This is a genomic window from Hydrotalea sp. (assembly GCF_049968455.1).
Lineage (GTDB): Bacteria > Bacteroidota > Bacteroidia > Chitinophagales > Chitinophagaceae > Hydrotalea.
The window spans coordinates 49,031-69,141 of record NZ_JBMFQT010000014.1 but is presented as its reverse complement, the minus strand read 5'-3'; the positions used below and the strand labels follow the sequence as shown (position 1 = coordinate 69,141).

The window sequence follows — 20,111 nt, the reverse complement described above, 5'->3', positions numbered from 1 at the left end:
ATGCATTTGCTAATTTGCCCTTATTAATGAATGTAACTAATTTTTGACATGTAACCAATTTTGCAGACCTAAATTAGGGGAATGGCATAAAAACCCCATGAATGGTGAAAGGTAATGACAGTAATAGCGGCTTTATCTTACACAATACATTGGCCGTTATAGAAATGGATTTGACATTTCAACCTTATGCCCCCTACCTTTGTTACTGTTTTAAATGATTATTATGCAGTTGAACGATTTGTACCAAAAGGCCCTGAATCTGGAGTTTTTAAGTGTAGAAGAAGGGATGTTTTTATTTGAACATGCCCCCCTTACCGAATTAATGGTGGTGGCCGATACCTTACGCCAAAAACAAGTACCCCATGGCAAAGTGAGTTGGCAAATAGACCGAAATGTAAATACCACCAATGTTTGTATTGCGAATTGTAAGTTTTGTAATTTTTACCGCATTCCCGGACATAAAGAAGCCTATATTACCGATATGAATACCTATCGGAAAAAAATTCAGGAAACCCTGCGTTATGGCGGCGACCAATTGCTGTTACAAGGAGGTCATCATCCGGAATTAGGGTTGGATTTTTATACCCATATTTTCCGACAGATTAAACAAGAATTCCCTACCATTAAATTGCATGCATTGGGCCCTCCGGAAGTAGCCCATATTACCAAGTTGGAGCGTTCAACCCACCGCGAAGTGCTGAAAGCCTTGCAAGAAGCCGGCTTGGATTCCTTACCCGGTGCGGGTGCGGAAATATTGGTTGACCGTGTTAGAAGATTGATATCAAAAGGCAAATGTGGTGCCGATGAATGGTTGGCCATTATGCATGAAGCCCATGAACTAAATATTACCACCAGTGCCACTATGATGTTTGGCCACGTTGAAACGATTGAAGAACGCTTCATACACCTTAAACGCATTCGCGATACACAAGCCTTAAAACCCGAAACAGCCAAAGGATTTCTGGCCTTCATTCCCTGGACCTTTCAGGATGTGGATACCCTATTGGCAAAAATTCGTGGTGTACATAACTTAACCACTGCTGATGAATACATACGCATGATTGCCCTGAGCAGAATAATGTTGCCCAATATTAAGAACATACAAGCCAGTTGGTTAACGGTGGGCAAACAAACAGCACAGGTTTGTTTACATGCCGGCGCTAATGATTTTGGCAGTATTATGATTGAGGAAAATGTGGTGAGTGCAGCCGGTGCCCCCCATCGGTTCACTTATAAAACCATTCAGGAAGCCATTCGCGAAGCCGGTTTTGAACCCCAATTGCGTAATCAGCAATATGAATGGCGCAACATTCCCGAAACCATAGAAGAACAGGTGATTAACTATTAACAATGAGTTGGAATAAATCCCGGCCATTCGTTCCGTATTGACAAATATATTGGACCGAATGGTTGGTGATGCTTGTTCCCCAGGCAAAACATTAGCAGGTACTTTTTTGATGGACTAGTTAGTTGGGTTGACTGTATTCACCGGTTTATCAAATGCATACAGTACCAACCCTGCTACCAATATGCCCACACCAATCAAGCTTTCCACGGGTTTATCAATTAAGGTAAATATGAGTACCCAGGCATTGAACAATAGAAAAATAATTTGCAATACCGGCTTAAAAGGACTTTTATAGGTAGGAAAAGGTTTCGGTTGGGTGAACAAACTGGTGGCCACGGTTAAAGAAGCCATCAACTGTAACACAAAGCCCGCATACAACAATACTTTTTCAAACGAGCCGGTTAACAGCAACACAATGGCAATAGCCACATGCAACCAAATGGCATAAATAGGAATGCCATGCTTGTTTTTAATGGAAAAGGGTTGCCATAAGCGGTGTTCCCGGGCCAAGGCAGCCGTAACCCTTGAACCCACCCATATATATGAACTAATGGTTGCAACTAATTGCAAGGCAATAAAAGCACTGACCCATTTGGCGCCCTTTGCACCCAAAACATTATTGAACGCAATAAACGTAACAGATTCCTTACCTTTTAATGCATTGACGGTAGCATGCTTTAACAGCACATATTGAAATAACATATACACCACCATTACAAAAAGGGTACTGCCAATAAGGGCTCGGGGCAAATGCAGGCGTGGGTTATCCATTTCATCAACCACATAAGCCGCCGCATTCCAACCCGTATAAGCAAAAGCCACATATACCATGGCCACTGCATAGCCGGGTTGCACAACTTCGTGGTGCCAGGAAGTATTCCATAGCAATGCATTTTGTGCCGGCGCTGCCGCTGCCACACCAATAATGATTAATACAACAATGAATAGGATTTTCAGTACCGTACTGCTGTTTTGCAAACGACTACTATGTTTTAAAGTGAAACTGTGCAGTAAACCAATAGCCACTATAATGGCAATGGCCATGAATGTATGGGTGGGCAACCCTAACACAGGCGATAAATATTGGGTAAAAGCCATTGCTGCCAAAGCCACCGGTGCTGAAAAACCCACTGTTAAACCTGCCCAGGCCGATAAATAGCCCAGCATGGGATGAAAAATACGGGACAAGTAAATATAATCGCCACCCGATTCTTTGTAATGGGTGCCTAATTCGGCATAAGCAAAAGCTCCAAATAAAGACAATACCCCACCAAAAAACCATAAGCTGATAATACTCCAACTATTTTGAATAGCATTCAACTGAAAGCCTACACTGGTAAATACACCGGTACCAATCATGTTGGCAATAACAATGGCTGCTGCCGTGTAAATACTAATTTTTTTCAATCCCTTTTTTATTAAAATTTGAATAGGGCTAAGCCATGCCGCCAATACAAATTGCACACCCCAATTAATGCGGCACTAAATTAAGGGAAATAAAGTCAAGGAGCAGAAACAGTTCATTTCTTATTAATATAAAAAATATTTGTTTTCGGGTATTTTGCCATAGTATATTTGTAATAAGCAGCAATCATTTTTTATTTCCCCATTATCTATAGCTCGGCTATTACCCCATTTAACGGGTAAAAACGGCAAAAGAACAACACCTAAACATAGTAGCACAAAAACGGTTATAAGCCATAGGCATTCCCTACCTTTGTGGCCTAAAAAATGCACTATGAATGAAGCTTTTGTTGAACGCATTCGGCAGGAATTAGCTGCCATTGACGAAGCCGGCTTAATGAAAAAAGAACGCATTATTACCAGTGCACAAGGTGCTGAAATAATGGTAAACGGACAGAAAGTATTAAACTTTTGCGCTAATAATTATTTGGGGTTATCGGCACATCCGAAAGTAATTGAAGCGGCACACAAAACCATTGATACCCGCGGTTATGGCATGAGCAGTGTACGATTTATTTGCGGCACACAGGATATTCATAAAACACTTGAAGCGAAGATTTCAACTTTTTTAGGTACAGAAGATACCATTTTATATGCAGCTGCCTTTGATGCCAACGGTGGGGTATTTGAGCCACTGTTGAATGAAGAGGATGCCATTATCAGCGATGCATTGAACCATGCTTCTATTATTGATGGAGTAAGGCTTTGCAAAGCACAACGCTTTCGGTATGAGCACAATAACATGGACGATTTGGAACAACAATTGAAAGCTGCTGCCGGTTGTCGCAGCCGCATGATTGTTACCGATGGTAGTTTTAGTATGGATGGTACCATTGCCCAATTGGATAAAATTTGTGATTTGGCCGACCGTTACAATGCTATTGTAATGATAGATGAAAGCCATTCATCCGGCTTTTTGGGCAAAACCGGAAGGGGTACTCATGAATATCGTGGCGTAATGGGTCGCATTGATATTATTACCGGTACCCTGGGTAAAGCATTGGGTGGTGCCAGTGGAGGTTTTACCAGCGGACGTAAAGAAATTATTGAAATGTTGCGTCAGCGGTCGCGCCCCTACTTATTCTCTAACACCTTAGCCCCCAGCATTGTAGGAGCCAGTATTGCCGTATTAGACATGCTAACCGAAACTACTGCCCTTCGCGATAAACTGGAATACAATACCCGCTATTTCAGAACTAAAATGACCGAAGCAGGTTTTGATATTAAACCCGGAGAACATCCTATTGTACCCATTATGTTGTACGATGCGGTTTTAGCACAAAAATTTGCGGCTGCATTATTAGAGGAAGGTATTTATGTAATTGGTTTCTTTTTCCCTGTTGTGCCCAAAGGCCAGGCGCGTATTCGCGTACAATTAAGTGCAGCGCACGAACAGGCACATTTAGACCATGCCATTCAGGCGTTTATAAAAGTGGGTAAACAATTAAATGTATTAAAATAGTTGCTATGCAAAAAGGTAGTCGTTTTTTAAGGAGATTTCGGTTTTTAAAAAGTTGGGCATTGCTGTTACCTGTTATTTGGTTGCAGGCATGTAATTCCAATAACATTCATGAAGATGCTTCACTGGGTAATGATTTTACCCAACATGGCGTAACCGGCAGTTTTGCTTTATTTGATAATGGAGCAGGCAGTTTTACGACTTACCATTTTAAACAGTATTTAGATTCTGCTTATCAACCCAATGCCACCTTCAATATTGTAACAGCCTTAATTGGTTTACAAACGGGTACTATTGCGAATGAAAGAATGGTTATTCCATTAACCCCTGCCGCTGTTGCACAAGGCAACAACGACAGCAGTAATCATAGTCCCAATTTTGATACGGCCATGGCGCACAATATTACTGCCTATTTTCAGGAAGTTGCACGCAGAACCGGTAAGGAAAAAATGCAATTTTGGTTAGATAGTTTGAAATATGGCAATCATCAAATAGGCAATAGTGTTGATAGTTTTTGGATGAATAATACCCTTACCATTACCGCCGACGAACAGTTGGGTTTGATTAAACGCTTGTATTTTGGTCAGTTGCCATTTGATAAAACCTGGCAAGTTTTGATAAAAAGATTATTGATGAAGGAAAACAATGCCAATTATCAATTGGCATATATTACCGGTGAAGGCGTTTTGCCTAACCAACAACAAGTAGGCTGGGTATTGGGATGGATAGAAGAAAATAAGCACCCTTATTTTTTTGTACTGAATACGGAAGCATCGGGTAATGTGGCTTTAGCTACCACTAACCTGCAATTATCCCGCGATTTGCTTTCGCATTTGGGCTTTTTTAAAGGAAAGAAATAGGGTAAACAACAATTTAGTTTTTCCTTTTTAACAGTAACCTGTAGCTTGCAGCACATGATACATTTTGGCCAACCACATTATTTATGGGCATTAGGGGTGCTTTTACCCCTGCTGTTGGCCTATTTTGCTGCCATACATTTTAAAAAGCGTACCCGAAAAATGCTGGGTAATGCTCAGTTGGTGCAGCAACTAACCAATAACTATCTGCCGCAACGTTATGGACTAAAAGTTACTTTATTATTAATTGCCATTGCATTAATCGTTATTTCCTGGGCTAACTTAAGAAGTCCGAAATCCGAAAAAGGGAGCAAGGGCAATGGTATTGATGTAATGCTGGTATTGGATGTAAGTAAAAGCATGTTGAGTCAGGATGTGCCCCCCAATCGTTTAGAAAAGGCCAAAACCTTTTTAAATCAATTGGTGCCCAACATAGAACATAACCGCATAGGATTGGTGGTGTTTGCCGGAGAAGCTTATTTACAAATGCCGTTAACACCCGATGCGGTAGCCACAAAATTGTTTATTGATAATGCCTCACCCGATTTAGCTCCTGTTCAGGGTACCAATATTGGCGCTGCATTAAGATTGGCTGACGCTTCATTGGATGATAAAGAGAAAAAATACAAAGCTGTTGTGTTGGTAACAGATGGAGAAGATTTAGATGCCGGGGCTGCCACAGCTGCTACCACCTTAGCCGACCATGGCACGGTTTTATATACTGTTGGCGTTGGCACCGCACAAGGGGCTCCTATTTTAGAAAGCGGCCTATACAAAAAAGATGCGAATGGCAAAACCGTTATTTCCCGATTGGATGCACCCCTATTGCAGTCGTTAGCACAAACTACGGATGGACAATATTATTTTTTAGATAACACTACGCAAGTGGCTAATGAAATAGCAGCTCAATTAAACAGCATGCAAACCAAACCATTAAACAATAATGGCGGTTATGTTCAATACACCTTGTATTATGCAGCTTTTCTGGCAGTGGCACTTGTTTTACTTTTGTTAGAAGTTTTTATTTCAGAGAAAAAACGCAGTAAACGCAAAGTAAAGCCTAACCAACAACAGGCAAAAAACAAGCTTATGCAACCGAAGCAAGTATTATCAACATGAAGCAATGGATAGCCATATTAGTTTTTGTTGTGCCGGCCATTGGTTCCAGAGCACAAAATAATCAGGAACAGGCCTTATTGTATAAAGCCAATCAGTTTTACCAATCGGGCCGTTATAATGAAGCTGAACAATGGTACGACAAGGTGCTGGAGCTGAACCCCAATAATAGTATTGCATTGTTTAATAAAGCCAACGCACTACAACAACAAAAAAATTATGAGGCGGCAGCTAAACAATTTGAACAGGCAGCAGCCGTTACGAATGACAATGATTTAAAAGCCAAAGCTTATTACAATTCAGGTGTTGCAGCCATTAAGCAACAACAATTAGCAAATGCCATTAATGCCTGGAAACAAAGTTTATTGCTGAATCCTTACAGTGATTCTGCACGCAATAATTTGCAGAAAGCATTGAATGAACAAAAAAAACAACAGCAAAATAATCAGCAAAATAAACCACAACCTAAAAACCCATTGAACAAACAACAAGCCGATAATTTGCTAAACCAATTACGGCAGCAAGAGAAAGAGCTACAGCAATATGAAAAACAAAAACTTAAGCCGGTGAATACGGAAAAAGACTGGTAGCAACTTTTCATGCACTCATTTGTTTAAGTAAATCATTGTATAAAAACTATACCATGCAACTTTATTGTAACAGTTTAACCCAATATAGCCGCTTAAAAACACGTGAGGTAAAAATTGGCGATTTATTATTGGGTAACGGACACCCTATTCGCATTCAAACCATGACAACCACCAATACCATGGATACTCTGGCTACGGTTGAGGAAGCCATCAGATGCATTGAAGCCGGTGCTGAATTGGTGCGAATTACTGCCCCTTCAAAAAATGAGGCAGAAAACTTATTGAACATCAAAAACGAATTACGTAAAAGAGGGTATACAACGCCTTTAGTAGCCGACATACATTTTACACCTAATGCTGCTGAAATTGCAGCTCGAATTGTTGAAAAAGTACGCATTAACCCGGGCAATTATGTAGATAAAAAGAAGTTTGAACAACTGGAATATACCGATGCTGAGTATGCCGAAGAAATTGAACGCATTCGGGAAAAATTTACACCCTTAGTTAATATTTGTAAGGAATATGGCACAGCTATGCGTATTGGCACCAACCATGGTTCACTGAGCGATAGAATTATGAGTCGCTATGGTGATACACCCAATGGCATGGTAGAAAGTGCAATGGAGTTTTTGCGTATTGCCCGTAGTTTAAACTACCATAACATTGTATTAAGCATGAAATCGAGCAACCCACAGGTAATGGTACAAGCCTATCGGTTACTGATTCAACAAATGCTAACTGAGTTCAATGAATGTTATCCGCTGCATTTAGGGGTAACAGAGGCAGGCGATGGAGAAGATGGACGCATTAAAAGTGCAGCAGGTATAGGCACTTTATTGGAAGATGGTATTGGTGACACCATAAGGGTTTCTCTTACGGAAGATCCTGAATTTGAAATTCCGGTTTGTAAAGATTTGGTTAAGCGATATACCCAATCTGATTTGAATAAAAGAACCATTCCGGCCATAACAACTATACCCTATAATCCATTTGAGTATAAACGCAGGAATAGCAATAGTATTCAAAATATTGGCGGGCATCATGTTCCTGTAGTTATTGCGGATTTTAGTAAAATAAATAACATAACGCCACATCATTTGCGTAGCATTGGTTATACCTATAATGCTGATACAGATAAATGGAGTATAGGTGATGCTGCTGCCGACTATATTTATACCGGCTATCAATTATTAAATTTTGAATTACCCGGTACTTTACAAGTTATTTGTCATCCTTCAGCATGGGAATTATCGCAGAATAAAAGTCAATACCATCCATTATATACCGCAGCAGGCTTTTTAAAAGCAAAGCAAACCGATGAACAGCTAAACTTTGTTTCCGTTGACTGTTTTAGCGATGAAACAGGCTTGAATGATTTTACCTATTTAGCCGAATTACAAAAGCACCCATCAGTTGTATTTTGTTTACATACCGGCAATAACAGAAACATGCAAGCCATTAGACGAATGGTGATGGAAATGATGAATAAAGGCATGCAAAATCCGGTAGTATTACATATAAACAGTCAATGGAATACCGTTGATGAACACTTAGTACACTTTGCCACTACTGCCGGTGGATTGCTGTTAGATGGCATGGGAGACGGATTGATGCTTTCCATGCAAGAAAGCAGTTATCAATCTCTTCATCAAAATAATACCAATGCCAGTGGCCGAAACTATGTAAGCAATACTTCTGTTGAAGCGTTTATGAATAACACTGCATTTGGCATTTTGCAAGCCACCCGCTGCCGTATTTCAAAAACTGAATATATATCCTGTCCCAGTTGCGGCCGCACATTATTCGACTTGCAGGAAACCACTGCAAAAATTCGCGCAAAAACCCACCATTTAAAAGGTGTAAAAATTGCCATCATGGGTTGTATTGTCAATGGCCCCGGCGAAATGGCCGATGCCGATTTTGGCTATGTAGGCAGTGGCCCGGGAAAAATTACTTTATACAAAGGCAAAGAGATTGTAAAACGAAATATTGATAGCAGTATTGCTTTGGATGAGCTGATTAATTTATTGAAAGAAAATGAAGCTTGGATAGAACCAACCGTATAAATAGTTAATATATTTTTCTTGTTATGAGTGAGTTAAGAACCGATTTTTTAGTGATAGGCTCCGGTATTGCAGGCTTAAGTTATGCATTAAAAACCGCCAAACATTTTCCCGACAAAACCGTTACCGTTATTACCAAAACCCATGCAGAAGAAACCAATACAAAATACGCACAAGGTGGCGTAGCAGGTGTATGGGATGAAACAACCGATAGTTTTGAGAAACACATTGAAGATACCTTAGTAGCCGGTGATGGATTATGCAATCCTAATATTGTTGAAATAGTAGTAAAAGAAGGCCCCGAGCGCATTCAGGAATTAATAGATTATGGTGCCATATTTGATAAAGATGCCAGCGGCCAATATGCTTTAGGACGAGAAGGGGGACATAGTGCTTACCGCATTCTACACCATAAAGATGTTACAGGGCAGGAATTAGAAAGAGCTTTATTAGCGCAGGTAAAAGCTACTAAAAACATTGAAATAAAACATCATTGGTTTGTGGTTGATTTAATTACACAACACCATTTAGGTTATTTGGTAACTAAATCAACGCACGATATACAGTGTTATGGTGTTTATGTGTTAAATACTCAAACCAATGAGATTGAAAAAATTTTAGCCAAAATAACTGTTTTAGCCAGCGGTGGTTGTGGCCAGGTTTACAGAACTACCACCAACCCCACCATAGCAACCGGTGATGGTGTTGCAATGGTTTATAGGGCAAAGGGAAGAATTGAGAATATGGAGTTCATTCAATTTCATCCAACAGCATTATATCAACCCGGGGTTTCCCCTTCTTTTTTAATTACGGAAGCCGTGCGAGGCGATGGGGGTATTTTACGCAACAAAAAGGGCGAAGCCTTTATGGAACATTATGATGAAAGAAAAGATTTGGCACCACGCGATATAGTAGCAAGGGCTATAGACAGTGAAATGAAAAAAGATGGAACAGAGCATGTATATTTAGATTGCACACACATGAATATAGAAAAGTTTAAACAACATTTTCCCAATATTTATGAAAAATGCTTGAGCATAGGTATAGATGTTGCACGGCAATGGATACCCGTTGCACCGGCAGCACATTATAGTTGCGGTGGTATTAAAACAGATGAATGGGGGAAAACCTCCATTCAACATTTATTTGCCTGTGGAGAATGTGCCAGTACCGGCTTGCATGGGGCCAATCGTTTGGCAAGTAATAGTTTACTGGAAGCAATGGTATTTGCGCACAGAAGTTATTTGGCTAGTCTAGAATTAATTGAACAAATAGACTTTAATACAAAAATTCCTAGTTGGAATGCCATAGGCACAACGCATCCTAAAGAAATGATATTAATTACACAAAGTCGGAAAGAATTAGAACAACTAATGAGTGATTATGTAGGTATTGTTAGGACAGATGTACGTTTGCAACGTGCCATGAAAAGGCTGGATTTATTGTTTGAAGAAACAGAGCAATTGTATAAAACAGTTACCTTATCGCCGCAACTTTGTGAATTAAGAAATGTAATAACCGTTGGCTATTTAATTGTTAAAAGTGCTATGTTCCGAAAAGAAAGCAGGGGACTACATTATAACACCGACCATTTACAAAAAAGTGAACTGCTACAAAACATTATTCTTTAACCACCAAGCAATAGGCATTATTTAAATTATCAACCTTAAAAAAAATATGTATTATATTGTTTATGCATTATTTTATTTGATTTCGCTGTTACCCTGGCGTGTGCTTTATTGGATAAGCGATTTGGCTTATGCAATTATTTATTATGTGGTAGGTTATCGAAAGCAGGTAGTATATAATAATTTGGCCATTGCATTTCCGGAGAAAACAGAAGCAGAGCGAAAGAAAATTGCAAAAGAGTTTTACCATCAATTTGCGGATACATTTGTTGAGGTTATCAAGTTAGTATCCATATCAGGAAAAGAATTGGAAAAAAGGGTAAAAACCGATACTGAGATATTGAATCAACTTTATGCAGAAGGGAAAAATGTACAACTGCTATTAGGACATTTTTTTAATTGGGAATTTGCCAATGTGGCTTATGCCCGAAAACTAATGCATCGCTTTCTAGTAGTATATAAACCTATAGAAAACAAAGCATTCAATCGACTTTTTCTTCATATACGTAGCCGATTTGGAACAAAACTCATTTCATCTTCCAACTTTAAAAAAGAGTTTACTCAACAAGCCGTTCCACCTTATGCCCTTATTTTGGTAGGTGATCAAAATCCGGGTAAACCGGACAATTCTTATTGGTTTTCATTTTTTGGCAAACCGGCTCCTTTTGTAAAAGGTCCGGAATTAAGTGCCAGGCATAATAACACTGCCGTTGTTTTTTGCAGTTTTTACAGAGTAAAAAGAGGGTATTATGATTCCAAATTCTATTTATATACCACTGAACCGAAATCATTACCTGAGGCCTCCATTACCAAAGCTATGATTGCTTTTATTGAAGCAGAAGTTAAGGCCAGACCTGCTAATTATTTATGGAGCCATCGTCGCTGGAAATGGACTTTTGACCCTGAAAAACATGGTCATCTATTCAAATAATCAGTTGTTATTGTCCGATGATTTTTTATTAGACGCAGCTTTGGTAATATTGAATAATGCAGGCATGCTTTCAATAGCGGGCCATCCACCTTTCAAATGGCGCAGATTATGAATGCCTTGTTTTTTAATGAGCGTACAAGCAGTAATACCTCGATAAGCATTGCTTCCATAAATATAAATATTTTGGAATTCTTCGAAATTAGCCATACTGCCGGGATCGTTTAAGTTGGAAAAAGGAATATTGGCTGATTCATTTAAATGGATGGTATCATACGCTTCCTCTGTACGAACATCAATCAGTACTAACTTCTCATCAAATTTAATATCCATTGCCAACTCATCGGGCTCAACGGCTATTAATACATCAATGGGTGCATTAAGCATTTGCCAGTTAGCAAAACCGTTTTTTAAATAGCCGATTACTTGATATCCATTCTGTTGTAATTGCGATATATAGGTTGCTTCATTATCATTAGCAATTAAAATAACTGGCCGCGCTTGTAGTTGTAATTCTTGTAAACATTCAGCTATATTATCTTCCATACAAATAGCAATACTACCAGTGATGAATCCTGATTCAAAACTTTCCACAGAACGAATGTCAAATAAAATTATATCGTCTTGTTGTGCACAACGCTGTAAAACATCGGCAACAGTGAATGCAAGTGGTTGTCCTTGAATGTCAGTCATAATATCTTTTCACAATTAGAAATACAAAGTTAATGGGTATGGATCATTAAGTAGTGTTAACTAACCTATTTACACAGCTAGTTTTAATAAACAAAAAAAATCCACTGCTTGTGGAAGCAGTGGATTGATAGGGTTTACAAAAAATGGTGTTTAACCAACTAATTCAGTAACAAATTTCATTACTTCATTAATACGTGCATAGTTGGGTGTGTAGAAAATAAATTTACCATTGCGCTGGGTATTCACCAGTTCAGCACGGCGCAAAATAGCCAAGTGCTGTGAAGCAACGGATTGCTCTAAACGCAACTTTACGTACAACTCAGTAACAGTCATTTTTTTGTTTTCATCTAACAACTTTAACATTTGCTGACGAAGCTTGTGGTTCAACGCTCTTAAAATAAGAGCCGCCTTCTTTGACTGAATCAGATCAACCTTAACACTGGGCCTGCCATTGCTTAAGGTTAGTGTGTTTTGTGAACTACTCATGTTTAGTGATTGGGGATTAAAAAATTACAATATGAGGCTAAAGTTAAATACTTTTTAAATACAGTGTATACCAAAAAAGGGTTATTTGATAATTTTTTTTGGATTATAAAATTCTTTCAAATAAAAAGGTGTGCTGTAAGCAATATTTTCGAACCGATTGTTTTGAAAGGACTGATAAGCCAAAATGCCCAAATGGCCAGCATTATAGTTGATTTCTGAAAAGAAGGCCGATGAATTTTGTACCATTTCTTTCCACTTTAAACTACCACTTCCAAAAAATAATATATAATTGTCTTTTAACAGGTTATTAAAACTGTTTTCAGTTAAAACTTCAGCAGTAGGTTCCATTATGGTATGTAAAACAGGGGTAAATACGGCTGTAAATACTTCCATTCTTCGGGCCTCAATCATTGGTGCTATTAACCATGGCTTAATGGTATGTAATTGTGCTAACTCAGCACATTCTTGTAATGCTGCCTGAGCCATTACTTTTAAAGTATTTTCAATAATTAAAGGTTTATTTAATGCATAGGCAATGCCTTTAGCAGTAGCTAATCCAACACGTAGACCGGTGTAACTGCCGGGGCCGCCGGTAACGGCAATTGCATCAATATTTTCAAGATTTTGGTTTAATTCCTGCATGATTTGTTGAATAGCAGGTTGGATAAAAGCAGCATGATTTTTTTGTTCACTGCTAAAGTGAATAGATAATATTTCAGTGTTATAACATAAACACACCGAAGCCAATTCTGTAGCGGTATCAATATTTAATATAAGTGCCAATAGATATGTGATTTATTTATTAGCAGATGAAGTTAATAACAAAGGAGCAATTTGATATTGTTGATTTTGTTGTTGCATAGCATACATTAATTGTACAATGCGTTTTTGGCCAATAATATTCACCCATTCAAATGGGCCTAAAGGATAATTTGTACCTAAACGCATGGCCGTATTTATATCTTCAACTGTACTTACCGATTCGCCTAAAGCAAAATAAGCTTCATTAATAATAGCGGCAATACTACGTGCAGCAATAAAACCCGGAATATCGGCACACCATATAGGTTTAATAGACATTTGCTGCAAAATCAATTCCGCAGTCTTTTGTATATCGGAATGAATATTGGTTAATTCCCATACATTTCGTTCTAAAAAATAAGGCCACCCGTTAAATCGGATAAAGTTTTTGGGCATTTTTTGCGTGGGGGTAATAACTGCATTTACAAAAACAGGTGCATTTGTTACAGTTGAAAAAACAGGCCCTTCTTCTTCAAACAAAAAATCGAAATAAGCATCAGCATTTAAAATACCTGATCCGTTATATTGTAGTACTTGCATTGTTTCAGAAATAGGTTTTTGTAAAAAAACCTGCATTTGTTGTTCGTTAGCATTCACCAAAATGGTCATAATACCCAATTTAAAGCACAAAAATAGGTTGGTTTGTAACCCAAAAAGCATTTACTTGCCATAGTAAAACTAGTTTTTTATGACGAAGCAAATTATTAAAACTGAAAATGCACCAGCTCCAATTGGCCCGTATAACCAAGCGGTAAAAGCCGGTGACACCATTTATTTAAGCGGGCAAATTGCATTGCACCCTACAACAGGTGAATTAATGACACACGATATTGAAGTTGAAACGCATCAGGTAATGCAAAATATAAAAGCAATTTTAGATACTTGCAGAATTTCATTTGAGCATGTGATAAAAACAACCATATTTTTAAGTGATATGGATTTATTTGCCAAAGTGAATGAAATATATGGCAGCTATTTTTCCGGCGATTATCCGGCACGTGAAACTGTAGCCGTAAAAACATTACCCAGAAATGTGCATGTAGAAATTAGCATGATTGCTATTCAGCATTTATAGTCACTACATGTGTTCCGAAAGCGGGTTGCACAAAATAGGCCTCGGCCTGAATATTAAATTTTTGCCGATAATTATTGACAATTTCTTGCACAATATTTTGTGCTGCCTGCTTTTCAATAATGCAAATAACAGTACCACCAAACCCACCCCCCATTAGTCTTGCCCCAATAACGGCTTTGTGTTGTTTAGCCTGTTCTACCAAATAATCAATTTCAGGGCAACTTACTTCATACAATTGCTGCAAGCCATGGTGGGTTTCATACAACAAAGATCCGAATGCCGCTATATTATTCTGTTGCAAATAATCTGCCGCCAATTGCACCCGTTCCATTTCTTCTACTACATATAAACATCGTTTATAAATAATTTTGGGAAGTAATGCTTGCTGTTGCTTCACCATTTGCGGCGTAATATTTCGGAAACTATTACCATAACCCGGAATGGCAGATAATAAACTTAACCCATCCTTACATTCGGCTCTTCGCTTGTTGTATTCACCCGATGCTAAACTATGATGCACTGCTGAATTGATTAATACAATTTCATGCTGTGACAATAACAATGGTACCCATTTGTGTTGTAGGCTAACACAATCTAACAATATGGCATGTTCATTTTTTCCAAACAAGTTAGCATACATATCCATAATACCACATTGCACACCGGGATAACTATGTTCCGCTTGCTGTGCTAATAAAGCTATTTGCAGCAAGTTTAATTGCAAAGAAAAAATATGGTTAAGCGAAAATAAAAATCCCGCCTCAATAGCTGCAGAGGAGGAAAGACCGGCACCATGGGATAAATTCCCTCCAAATACACAATTAAAACCTTGAATATTTTTGTTTTCCTGCTGCAACACATGCAAAACGCCTAATATATAATTTTTCCAGCCCTGCTGTTTTGTAATATTATTAACATCGACTATAAGTGAATCGTTGATATCTGCCGCAATGCAATGAATTAAATTTGTTTGATTAGGAGCAATAGCAATCCAAATGCCTTTATCTATGGCAGCAGGCAAAACAAATCCATCATTATAATCAATATGCTCGCCAATTAAATTCATTCGTCCAGGCGAAAAAAATAACTGTGGTTCTACAGCAAATTGTTGATGAAACAATTGCAATATAGTGTTTGCATTTTCAGCCATTTTACAAAGCTTTTACGGAATAAGTTGTACTGAATATATAATACTGATCCGGCTGTAATAACAGCAATCCCATATCGTTATTAAATGCATCGGGAGCACTACTTAAATTTTCAATAGCCATGCTTTTACGATGAGGTGGAATATAAACTTGCAAATAAGGATATGCTTTATCGGGAGTTATGCGCAATTCCAATAATTGATTTTTTAAAACACATTTTGCAGGCTGTTGACTATTTAAAACAAAACAATTATCGAGATTCACGTCTTTTAACAACATGCCCTGTTCGAAACGATTATCATCTATCAAAACGCCGGTAGGCAATAAACGCTCATCAAATTCAACCTTTTTATTGCTGCTAAATTGTAAGGTGCATTCGTCAATAGCCGTTCCTAAAGCGAAATAAGGATGCCATCCATCGCTGTATGGAATGGGGCTGTTGCCATGGTGTTTTACTGAAGTGGTAACAGATACAGTTTGATTGGCTTGCAACTTCCAATTAATTAATAATTCAAACGGAAAAGGGTATCCCTTATCATCGCCCTTATACTGATAGTGCAACCCGACCGTACATCCATAATCATTTGCATGTAAGTTTACTACTTCAAAAATGGCATCATAAACCAACCCATGAATTGCATGATTGCCCAAATAAAATTTACCTACCGTATATGTATGTGCATTAATTGTAAATTGGCCATTGGCCATACGACAAACAAAAGGCGATAGTTTAGCGCTTTTAAATCCATAAGTAATTTCTTGTAAAGCTGCTTCAGCATTGGCAAAACCATCTATAACATTTTGATATCCGTCTTTTACCGGCACCTTAAAGCTATTTAACAATGCACCCATGGCATAAATTTCAACTGCTGTGCCTGTTTGTTCATCTTTTAATTGTATAACCTCAAAAGGTTGCTTAGAAATAATTGAGCTATTGAACCGCATACCTGTTTTTTTACTGCACAATGTAAAAATAAAATTTCTGTATCAACAAAAACTAACAACTGTTAATATCAATACATTAATTTTGCAGGCTACCAGTAATTAGTGATTATGAAACCAAATAACGATTTGAAGATACGATTAATAACTGCTGCCAGTTTGTTTGATGGACATGATGCAGCTATTAATATTATGCGCAGAATATTACAAAGCAAGGGTGCTGAAGTCATTCACTTAGGTCATAATAGAAGTGTACATGAAATTGTAGAGGCAGCCATTGAAGAAGATGTACATGGTATTGCCATTACCTCGTACCAAGGCGGACATGTTGAGTTTTTTAAATACATGAAAGATCTTTTGGATGAAAATGGTTGCGGGCATATTAAAATTTTTGGTGGTGGCGGAGGAACCATTTTACCCGAAGAAATTGAAATTTTACATCAATATGGCATTAGCCGTATTTATTCACCCGATGATGGACGCCATATGGGTTTAGAAGGAATGATTGAAGATGTGCTACAAAAATGCAGTACCGTTATTTTTCCTTCGCTTGAGTTGAATAAAGAAAAAAAATCGTTTGCGCTACAGGAACAAAAAGATATTGTTGCCATAGCCAGAGCTATTACGCTGGCAGAAAATAAAACTTCTTACCAGTCAATACTAGATTATCTGAACCAAACCCATGCACCTAAAGATAAAATTCCGGTAATTGGCATTACGGGTACCGGTGGTGCAGGAAAAAGCTCTGTAACGGATGAATTGGTGCGTAGATTCTTACATCAATATCCCGATAAAACCATAGCTGTTATTAGTATTGACCCTTCAAAGAAAAAAACCGGCGGTGCCTTATTGGGCGATAGAATTAGAATGAACGCCATTGCCGGGCCACGCACTTATATGCGCAGCTTAGCTACCCGTGAAGATAATACCGCTATTAGTGCACATGCAGAAGATGCCATTGCCATTTGCAAAGCAGCAGGTTTTGATTGTATTATTATTGAAAGTGCAGGCGTTGGCCAAAGTGATGCATCCATTTTACATTGCAGCAATGTTAGCCTTTATGTAATGACTCCGGAATATGGCGCAGCTACCCAATTAGAAAAAATTAACATGCTTGACTATGCTGATTTAATTGCCATTAACAAGTTTGATAAAGCAGGCGCCTTAGATGCTTTGGCAGATGTACAAAAGCAATACAAACGCAATCATCAATTATTTGAAGCAAAAGCCACTGAATTACCAATAATAGGTACCATTGCTGCTCAGTTCAACGATCCGGGCATGAATACACTTTTTCATTTATTAATGAGTAAAACAAATGAAAAACTACAATTGCAATGGCCAAATGCACCATTAAGCAATGAAGAATTAACGATTCATAGTCAAAAACCCTCAATAATTCCCGCAAAAAAAGTTCGCTACCTTTCTGAAATAACAGAGCGCATTAAAGAATACAATGCGTGGGTTGAACAGCAAAGCCAAATTGCTTCAAAACTTTACCAATTAAATGGTGTACTTAGCATTAAAAATCTTCAAGAAAATGAAGCAATTCAAACAGCATACAATCAAGCGAAACAACAACTGGAAACTCAGTGTTATGAATTGATTGAAAATTGGCCCAAACTTGTTAAACAATACAATGCACCCTTTTTAAATTATGAAGTGAGGGGAAAAGTATTACAACAATCCATAACCGTTACATCCTTAAGCGGTACACAAATTCATAAAATTGTTTTACCAAAGTATAAAGATTGGGGTGATATTTTACAATGGCAATTGCAAGAAAATGTACCGGGTAAATTTCCTTACACCGCTGGTGTATTTGAATTGAAACGTACCGGTGAAGACCCTACCCGCATGTTTGCAGGAGAAGGCGGCCCTGAACGCACCAATAAACGTTTTCATTATGTTTCATTTGGGCAACCTGCCATAAGGCTTTCTACTGCATTTGATAGTGTTACATTGTATGGCGAAGACCCGGCAAAACGTCCAGATATTTATGGCAAAATTGGAAATAGCGGTGTTAGCATTGCCACCGTTGATGATGCCAAAAAATTATATAGCGGCTTTGATTTATGTGACCCTAAAACATCGGTCAGCATGACCATTAACGGACCTGCACCTATTATTTTGGCATTTTTTCTACACGCAGCCATTGATCAACAGTGCGAAAAATATATTGATCAGCATAATTTATGGCCTGAAGTAGAAGCATGTGCTAACAAAAAATATAAAACATTACATAAGCCCATTTATTATAATCCATTAGCACCGGAAAGATTACCGGAAGGACATAATGGTCTTGGACTGAAGTTGTTGGGTTTAGATGGAAGTGAAGTGTTGCCGGCAGACGTTTATCAATCTATTAAGGCCAATGCATTATCGCAAGTCCGTGGAACTGTACAAGCCGATATTTTGAAAGAAGATCAGGCGCAAAACACTTGTATTTTTTCAACGGAGTTTGCTTTAAAATTAATGGGCGATGTACAACAATATTTTATTGACCACAAGGTGCGCAATTTTTATAGCGTTAGCATTAGTGGATATCATATTGCCGAAGCGGGTGCCAACCCCATTACACAATTAGCTTTTACTTTAGCCAATGGGTTTACGTATGTTGAATACTATTTAAGCAGAGGCATGCATATTGATGATTTTGCACCTAATCTTTCTTTCTTCTTTAGCAATGGAATGGACCCTGAATACAGTGTAATTGGAAGAGTAGCGCGACGCATTTGGGCCAAAGCCATGAAATATAAATACAATGGAAATGAACGTTCACAAAAATTAAAATACCACATACAAACATCCGGCAGAAGTTTGCATGCCCAGGAAATTGATTTTAATGATATAAGAACCACTTTGCAAGCATTATATGCCATTTACGACAATTGTAATTCCTTACACACCAATGCATATGATGAAGCCATTACTACACCTACCGAAGAAAGTGTACGCAGAGCTATGGCTATTCAGTTAATCATAAATAGAGAATTGGGCACTGCACAAATTGAAAACTTTATGCAAGGCAGCTTTGCTATAGAAACATTAACAGATATAGTAGAAGAAGCTGTTTTAGCTGAATTTGACCGTATTAATGAACGTGGAGGTGTATTAGGTGCTATGGAACGTATGTACCAACGTAATAAAATTCAGGAAGAGAGTTTACATTATGAAACCTTAAAACATACCGGAGAACTACCCATTGTTGGTGTTAATACGTTCTTAAATAAAAATGGCAGCCCAACAGTAATACCCGGCGAAGTAATACGTTCAACTACTGAAGAAAAAGAACAACAAATTCAAAACTTAAAAGCATTTCAACAAAGGAATGCAGTTTTAACAAAAGAAAAACTAGCTTGGTTAAAACAAGTAGCTAAACAAAACGGAAATATTTTTGAAGCCATTATGGAAGTAGCACCTTACTGCAGTTTAGGACAAATTACCAATGCTCTTTATGAAGCAGGAGGTCAATACAGACGCAATATGTAATTTGAACAAATTTTAATGATA

General features: G+C 38.1%; 17 protein-coding genes. 10 read left to right on the top strand and 7 right to left on the bottom strand.

Annotation, left to right across the window (positions count from 1 at the left end; all coding sequences use genetic code 11):
* Positions 1-223 precede the first annotated feature (223 nt).
* A complete protein-coding gene (gene mqnC, locus ACP5P5_RS10740; protein ID WP_428286111.1) occupies positions 224-1,348 on the top strand; it encodes a cyclic dehypoxanthinyl futalosine synthase in 1,125 nt (374 codons plus the stop codon).
* A 114-nt stretch (positions 1,349-1,462) separates the two neighbouring features.
* Here mqnC and ACP5P5_RS10735 read toward each other — a convergent pair whose 3' ends face one another.
* The gene (locus tag ACP5P5_RS10735; RefSeq protein WP_428286110.1) at positions 1,463-2,812 is read right to left on the bottom strand and encodes an APC family permease; all 1,350 of its coding nucleotides are present in this window, start codon (positions 2,810-2,812) and stop codon (positions 1,463-1,465) included.
* Positions 2,813-3,086: 274 nt separating this feature from the next.
* On the opposite strand from ACP5P5_RS10735, the gene kbl reads away from it, so the two are divergent.
* Genes kbl through ACP5P5_RS10700 form a run of 7 tightly spaced genes read left to right on the top strand, consistent with a single transcriptional unit; the run spans position 3,087 to position 11,456 of the window.
* Positions 3,087-4,274, top strand: a complete 1,188-nt coding sequence (gene kbl, locus ACP5P5_RS10730; RefSeq protein WP_428286109.1) for a glycine C-acetyltransferase — start codon at positions 3,087-3,089, stop codon at positions 4,272-4,274.
* 5 nt (positions 4,275-4,279) lie between these two features.
* Positions 4,280-5,131 carry a penicillin-binding transpeptidase domain-containing protein gene (locus ACP5P5_RS10725; RefSeq protein ID WP_428286108.1) on the top strand — a complete coding sequence of 284 codons (852 nt, stop codon included), beginning with the start codon at positions 4,280-4,282 and terminating at the stop codon, positions 5,129-5,131.
* Between the two features lie 54 nt (positions 5,132-5,185).
* On the top strand, positions 5,186-6,247 hold the full coding sequence (locus tag ACP5P5_RS10720; RefSeq protein ID WP_428286107.1) for a VWA domain-containing protein: 1,062 nt from the start codon (positions 5,186-5,188) through the stop codon (positions 6,245-6,247).
* Positions 6,244-6,834 carry a tetratricopeptide repeat protein gene (locus ACP5P5_RS10715; RefSeq protein ID WP_428286106.1) on the top strand — a complete coding sequence of 197 codons (591 nt, stop codon included), beginning with the start codon at positions 6,244-6,246 and terminating at the stop codon, positions 6,832-6,834. The genes ACP5P5_RS10720 and ACP5P5_RS10715 overlap by 4 nt, the downstream gene beginning before the upstream one ends.
* 53 nt (positions 6,835-6,887) lie before the next feature.
* Positions 6,888-8,900 (top strand): (E)-4-hydroxy-3-methylbut-2-enyl-diphosphate synthase, encoded by a 2,013-nt coding sequence (gene ispG, locus ACP5P5_RS10710; protein ID WP_428286105.1) that lies wholly within the window; start codon positions 6,888-6,890, stop codon positions 8,898-8,900.
* Positions 8,901-8,923: 23 nt separating this feature from the next.
* Complete coding sequence (gene nadB, locus ACP5P5_RS10705) at positions 8,924-10,528, top strand: L-aspartate oxidase (protein WP_428286104.1); 1,605 nt, start codon at positions 8,924-8,926, stop codon at positions 10,526-10,528.
* A gap of 46 nt (positions 10,529-10,574) precedes the next feature.
* A complete protein-coding gene (locus ACP5P5_RS10700) occupies positions 10,575-11,456 on the top strand; it encodes a lysophospholipid acyltransferase family protein (RefSeq protein ID WP_428286103.1) in 882 nt (293 codons plus the stop codon).
* On the opposite strand, the gene ACP5P5_RS10695 is transcribed toward ACP5P5_RS10700, so the two are convergent.
* From ACP5P5_RS10695 to ACP5P5_RS10680, 4 genes are all read right to left on the bottom strand, one after another.
* Positions 11,457-12,146 (bottom strand): rhodanese-like domain-containing protein, encoded by a 690-nt coding sequence (locus ACP5P5_RS10695; protein ID WP_428286102.1) that lies wholly within the window; start codon positions 12,144-12,146, stop codon positions 11,457-11,459. It abuts the gene before it with no gap.
* A gap of 150 nt (positions 12,147-12,296) precedes the next feature.
* Complete coding sequence (locus tag ACP5P5_RS10690) at positions 12,297-12,632, bottom strand: ArsR/SmtB family transcription factor (RefSeq protein WP_111295435.1); 336 nt, start codon at positions 12,630-12,632, stop codon at positions 12,297-12,299.
* A gap of 81 nt (positions 12,633-12,713) precedes the next feature.
* Positions 12,714-13,415: a tRNA (adenosine(37)-N6)-threonylcarbamoyltransferase complex dimerization subunit type 1 TsaB gene (gene tsaB, locus ACP5P5_RS10685; protein WP_428286101.1), complete on the bottom strand. Its 702-nt coding sequence runs from the start codon at positions 13,413-13,415 to the stop codon at positions 12,714-12,716.
* A 12-nt stretch (positions 13,416-13,427) separates the two neighbouring features.
* Positions 13,428-14,042: a 3-hydroxyacyl-CoA dehydrogenase family protein gene (locus tag ACP5P5_RS10680; RefSeq protein ID WP_428286100.1), complete on the bottom strand. Its 615-nt coding sequence runs from the start codon at positions 14,040-14,042 to the stop codon at positions 13,428-13,430.
* 79 nt (positions 14,043-14,121) lie between these two features.
* Here ACP5P5_RS10680 and ACP5P5_RS10675 point away from each other — a divergent pair, with 79 nt between their 5' ends.
* A complete protein-coding gene (locus ACP5P5_RS10675) occupies positions 14,122-14,508 on the top strand; it encodes a RidA family protein (RefSeq protein WP_428286099.1) in 387 nt (128 codons plus the stop codon).
* Here ACP5P5_RS10675 and galK read toward each other — a convergent pair.
* Entirely contained in the window at positions 14,492-15,658 is a 1,167-nt protein-coding gene (gene galK / locus ACP5P5_RS10670; protein WP_428286098.1) for a galactokinase, read from the bottom strand. The genes ACP5P5_RS10675 and galK overlap by 17 nt on opposite strands.
* Position 15,659: 1 nt before the next feature.
* Entirely contained in the window at positions 15,660-16,601 is a 942-nt protein-coding gene (locus ACP5P5_RS10665) for an aldose 1-epimerase (RefSeq protein ID WP_428286097.1), read from the bottom strand.
* 108 nt (positions 16,602-16,709) lie between these two features.
* Between ACP5P5_RS10665 and ACP5P5_RS10660 the strand changes: the two genes are divergently transcribed.
* Entirely contained in the window at positions 16,710-20,090 is a 3,381-nt protein-coding gene (locus tag ACP5P5_RS10660) for a methylmalonyl-CoA mutase family protein (protein WP_428286096.1), read from the top strand.
* Positions 20,091-20,111: the final 21 nt, after the last annotated feature.